The following is a 4417-nucleotide window of genomic DNA, read 5'->3' as shown; positions in this document are numbered from 1 at the left end:
CTGTCGATGGCCACGCCGGCCATGCCGACATCACCGGCGACGCGCGGATGGTCACTGTCATAGCCGCGGTGGGTGGCCAGGTCGAAGGCGACCGAAAGGCCTTTCTGACCGGCGGCCAGATTGCGACGATAAAAGGCGTTGGAGTCCTCTGCAGTCGAGAAGCCGGCATATTGCCGGATCGTCCAGGGGCGCTGGCCATACATGGTGGGGTAGGGGCCACGGACGAAGGGAGCAGCGCCGGGGACAGAGCCCAGGAAGTCGATGCCGGCGCTCTCCTCGGCGCGGTATTGTGATTTGACCGGAATGCCTTCGGCGGGCGTCCAGGGTTCGCGGGAGCCGGCGCCGGGGCTGCGGGCTTCGCCGAGATCGATCGTGGTGAAGTCGGGCGTCGTGGTGTCGGCCATGTTGGTCGGTCGGGTCATTGGGCGGCCTCCATCGCGGTCTCGAAGGCGGCGGCAAAACGTGTCGCGGTCAACGCCCCCTCCGGCGCGGCAATTTCGGGCCATAGGCCATCCGTCTCCACCGGCCTTGGATCGGGGTCTTTGTATTGCGTCACGCCGAGAATTGGCGTCTGGCCGCTCTCGATACGGGCCAGCTGGGCGGTACGCGATGTGGCGATCTCGCCCTGCAGCCATCCTGACGCGAAGGCCTCGACGAGGCCGCCCCGACGCTCGATTTCCTGGAAGAGCGCCCAGGCCTTGCTGGCCAGACTGTCCGCCAGGGTCTCGTGTAAATAGGAGCCGGCCGCCGGGTCGGTGACCTTGCCGAGATGGCTTTCCTCGGCCAGCAGGATGTGAAGATTGCGCGCCACACGACGGGCAAAGCGGGTCGGCCGGCCGATCGCGTCGGTCATGGGACGAACTGTGATCGCGTCAGCGCCGCCCGCTGCGGCGGCAAAGCCGGCACAGGCATTGCGGATCAGATTGGTCCAGGCATCGCTCGCCGACAGCATGCGTCCGGCGGTGGTCGCGTGCAGGCTCAGGCGCCGCGCCTCGCCCGTGGCGCCAAAGCTCTCGGCGATCCGGGCAAAGATCCGGCGTGCGGCGCGCAGCTTGGCGATGGTCAGGTGAATGTCCGCATCGGCAGCGAGTCGGGCCTCGATGGCGCGAGCGGCGGAATTGGCGTCCAGCCCGGTCTCCATCATCAACCGCATATAGGTCGCGGCGGAGCCTGCCATGATGGCCAGTTCCTGCGTCTCGCTGGCGCCGGCCTCGTACATGTGGGCCGCTTCGCAGCGGAAGATTTTCAGATTGGGGAAAGCGGCCTGGGCCAGCTCGGTCAGTTCCGCAGTCTTGGGGAAGCATTGTGCGTCCAGAGGGATGCCCTGGCGCGCCGCGCGTTCGATCGGGTGAAGGCCAAGCCCGCCACTGACCGTTTCGCCATCAATCCGGCGGCGAGCGAGAAGTGCGAGGAGCAGGTGGGCGTGGTGACCCTGTCCGCCCAGACTGTCCAGATGGATCGGGGCGAGGGTGAGATCAACGCCCGTGAGTGCAGCATCCAGCAGGTCGATTTCATTGGCCTTGAGCCCGTGTGCGCCCGTTGGGTCCAGCCGCAATTCCAGCTCCGACACACCGCCCATGAGATCGTCCAGCGCCGCGGCATTGGCGGCCTCGGGCGAGGCTTCGACCAACGTCTGGCGGATGCCCCAGGGCAGGTGGATGTCACGCGGCGCCGCATCGACAGCATGGCTGCCTTCCGGACGGGCGAAAAAGGCCGGACCGCGCTCGATCCCGTCGATCGTGGTGCGGCCGAGCGTGGCTCCGAAATCGGCGCCGCGGAGGGCTTTTTCGGCCAGGACCGTCCAGCTGGCCGGCGTCTGGGCCGGGAAATCCCCGGCAAGGGCGCGGATAGTGTCAGTCATGCCCGGTTTCCTCGATCTTCTCGTTATCGTTCTGCGGCGGAGAAAAAGCGTGCATGGTCCGCGCGTCAAGTGGCCGCCTGAAGCGTGGACAGTGCACGGCCCAATCCTCGAGCCTCCATATTGCCACAGACTGGCGGGCCAGCGAGGAGATAACCCATGTCCCAGACCAGTCCGACCCTTCATCTTCCACTCGTGCAGCCCGCGCAGGCGCAAAAGCATGTCACAGTGAATGAGGCGCTTCTTCGCCTCGATGCGCTGGTCCGGACGGTTGCGGAAAGCCGTTTCCTGGCAGCGCAACCGACCGAGCCGGGAGAGGGCGCGGCGTGGTTGATCCCGGCCGGCGCGTCCGGCGATAGCTGGTCCGGATTCGCTGCCGGTGATCTCGCAGTCTTTCGCGATGGCAGCTGGCATGCCTACAGCCCCCGGGATCGCTGGTGTGTCCATGTCCGCGACGAGGCCAGCGATGTGCGCTGGGATGCCGACGCGCAGCGCTGGCGGCGCGCGCGACCCGAACACCTGCTCGTCGAGGGCGATACCGGCGGTGCGACGCAGGCCTGGCTGGGTGATGAGGTCATTGCGGGCCTGACCGGCAGCAGCGTGCAATCGACCCTCGTCATTCCGGCCCGATCGGTGGTCTTCGCTGTCTCCGTCCGCACCCGCGAATCCATTACCGGTGCGCTGTCCTTTGACTGCGGAATCGCCGGGGAGCCCGGCAAATTCGGTGGGTCGCTCGGCATTGCCGCCGGCTCGAGCAATATCGGCGTGATCGGCCCGACGGCCTTTTACGCCGACGCGCCAGTCGTCCTCACGGCCAATGGCGGAGATTTTGCGGGGGGAGAGGTCGCGATCGCCATTCACGCCTGGCGCCCGGTTGCGCCGATCGCCTAGGCGGTGAGTGAGGCCGTCAAATCGGCCATCAGACTGTTCAGTTCACGCTGTGTGGCGTCGGTCATGCCGTGCCCGTTGACGGCCACCAGACGAAAATCGGCATGCGGGCACGCCTCGGCCAGGTCAAACGCCACGCGCGCCGGGCAGATCATGTCATAGCGCGAGTGGAGTATTCCCATCGGGATATCGGCGAGACCACCCGCCTGATTGAATATCTGGTTTGGTTCCAGGAAACAGGCTTGGCTGAAATAATGGGCTTCGATGAGTGAATGGGCCGCGAGGAAGTCCCGGCCTCGAACGCTCAGCCCGTCGCGCACGGTCTCGGCCGGATTGTCGAGATAGGACATCCGGTCCTCATACTCGGTCCAGCGATAAAGGGCTGAGCGACGCAGGGTTTCCAGTGGCGTCTCGGGTTGGTCCAGCCCGGCCAGGTCCGGCATGCCAGCGGCGATCTCGGCCTGCATGGCGGCGAGATACCAATGCGCAATCGCCGTGTGGTCGTTACGCAGGGCGGCGGGGACCGGCGCGATGAAGTCGGCGAAAGCGTCCGGGAAAAAGCGCCGCGCACCGTCAGGCCCGTGCCACCAGCTCAGCTCATCCGGACGGGCCGCGAATACGGCTTCCACGACGAGCGCGCTGACAGATACAGGATGGTTCTGGGCGTAAACGAGCGCGAGGGTGGATCCCCAGGAAGGACCGAACACCATCCAGCATTCAAGCCCGAGATGGGCTCGCAGGGCCTCGATGTCGGCGACCAGGTCCTGCGTGGTGTTGCCGGTCAATGACAGATGCGGTGTCGAGCGTCCGGCGCCACGCTGGTCGAACAGGATCAAATTATAGATGGCGGGATCAAACATGCGCCGGAATTTGGGCGAAATGCCCGAGCCCGGCCCGCCGTGCAGGAAGACAAGCGGTACGCCCTGCGGGTTGCCGCAGCACTCCCAATGCAGTTCATGCCCGTCACTGACGGCCAGTCGGCCTTCGCGCCGGACTGCCGGTTCAGGAAAGAAGGCGCTCATCGAGTCGGGGCCGAGATCAGGCTGCCTGTCTCGGCCGACAAGCCGACTGGACTTGCCGGCAGCTCGGCGGGTTCGGTTACCGCCCGGTGGACCAGGGATTGGCCCTGATAGCTGATCTCGATTGTCCAGGAACACCGGGCCGGTGTGTTGGCATCGGAAAGTGTGTGCTCTGCCGAGAATTCGTGCAGCAGAACATCGGGTCCATCGGCGAGCGGGCTGTATTCGAGGATCAGGCCGGATGTCGCGTGCTGCTGTTCGATGAGCGCGCGGGCCTGGCCGAGATCGAGCGGGCAAGCCTGCCGGTCCGCCATGCGTTCGGTCATGTGAAGAACGCTGTAGACGACGGCGTCGGCGCTCGGTGCCACATTGGCTGGCGACTGGGTGCCGATGATATAGGTCGCAGCGGACATGGCGACCGCAAGGGCGCCACCGGCCCTGATCCAGTCCGATCTGAATAGTCGCACATTGTCCCCCGTCTTCCCCGCCGCACAGGATCTCGCCCGTGCAGCCCGTCCCTACTGCCAATACCAGACAGGGCGGTGACGACAAGCCTCGTCCCCCCAGGGGTGGTTCTCCGGTGATGCGCGAGTAATGGTGCCGCTAGAGTGAATTGAACACTCGACCTCTCCCTTACCAAGGGAACGCTCTA

At 65.7% G+C, this 4417-nt stretch carries 5 protein-coding genes; 1 reads left to right on the top strand and 4 read right to left on the bottom strand.

The window, feature by feature from the left end:
• Positions 1-404: methylmalonyl-CoA mutase family protein (locus QZ266_RS10130; RefSeq protein WP_367178236.1), on the bottom strand; the 404-nt coding region annotated here is incomplete at its 3' end.
• Positions 405-418: 14 nt separating this feature from the next.
• Positions 419-1861 (bottom strand): methylmalonyl-CoA mutase family protein, encoded by a 1443-nt coding sequence (locus QZ266_RS10125; protein ID WP_295694724.1) that lies wholly within the window; start codon positions 1859-1861, stop codon positions 419-421.
• 156 nt (positions 1862-2017) lie between these two features.
• Here QZ266_RS10125 and QZ266_RS10120 point away from each other — a divergent pair, with 156 nt between their 5' ends.
• Complete coding sequence (locus QZ266_RS10120) at positions 2018-2749, top strand: DUF2793 domain-containing protein (protein WP_295694720.1); 732 nt, start codon at positions 2018-2020, stop codon at positions 2747-2749.
• Here QZ266_RS10120 and pip read toward each other — a convergent pair.
• Entirely contained in the window at positions 2746-3768 is a 1023-nt protein-coding gene (pip, locus tag QZ266_RS10115) for a prolyl aminopeptidase (protein WP_295694717.1), read from the bottom strand. The two genes, QZ266_RS10120 and pip, sit on opposite strands and share 4 nt — an antisense overlap.
• Positions 3765-4232, bottom strand: coding sequence for a hypothetical protein (locus QZ266_RS10110; protein ID WP_295694715.1), 468 nt, complete (start codon positions 4230-4232; stop codon positions 3765-3767). The genes pip and QZ266_RS10110 overlap by 4 nt, the downstream gene beginning before the upstream one ends.
• Between the last annotated feature and the right edge of the window lie 185 nt (positions 4233-4417).

This window comes from uncultured Maricaulis sp., assembly GCF_905480005.1.
GTDB lineage: Bacteria > Pseudomonadota > Alphaproteobacteria > Caulobacterales > Maricaulaceae > Maricaulis.
The sequence above is the reverse complement of the archived record's forward strand: the minus strand, read 5'-3'. Positions and strand labels throughout refer to the sequence as shown.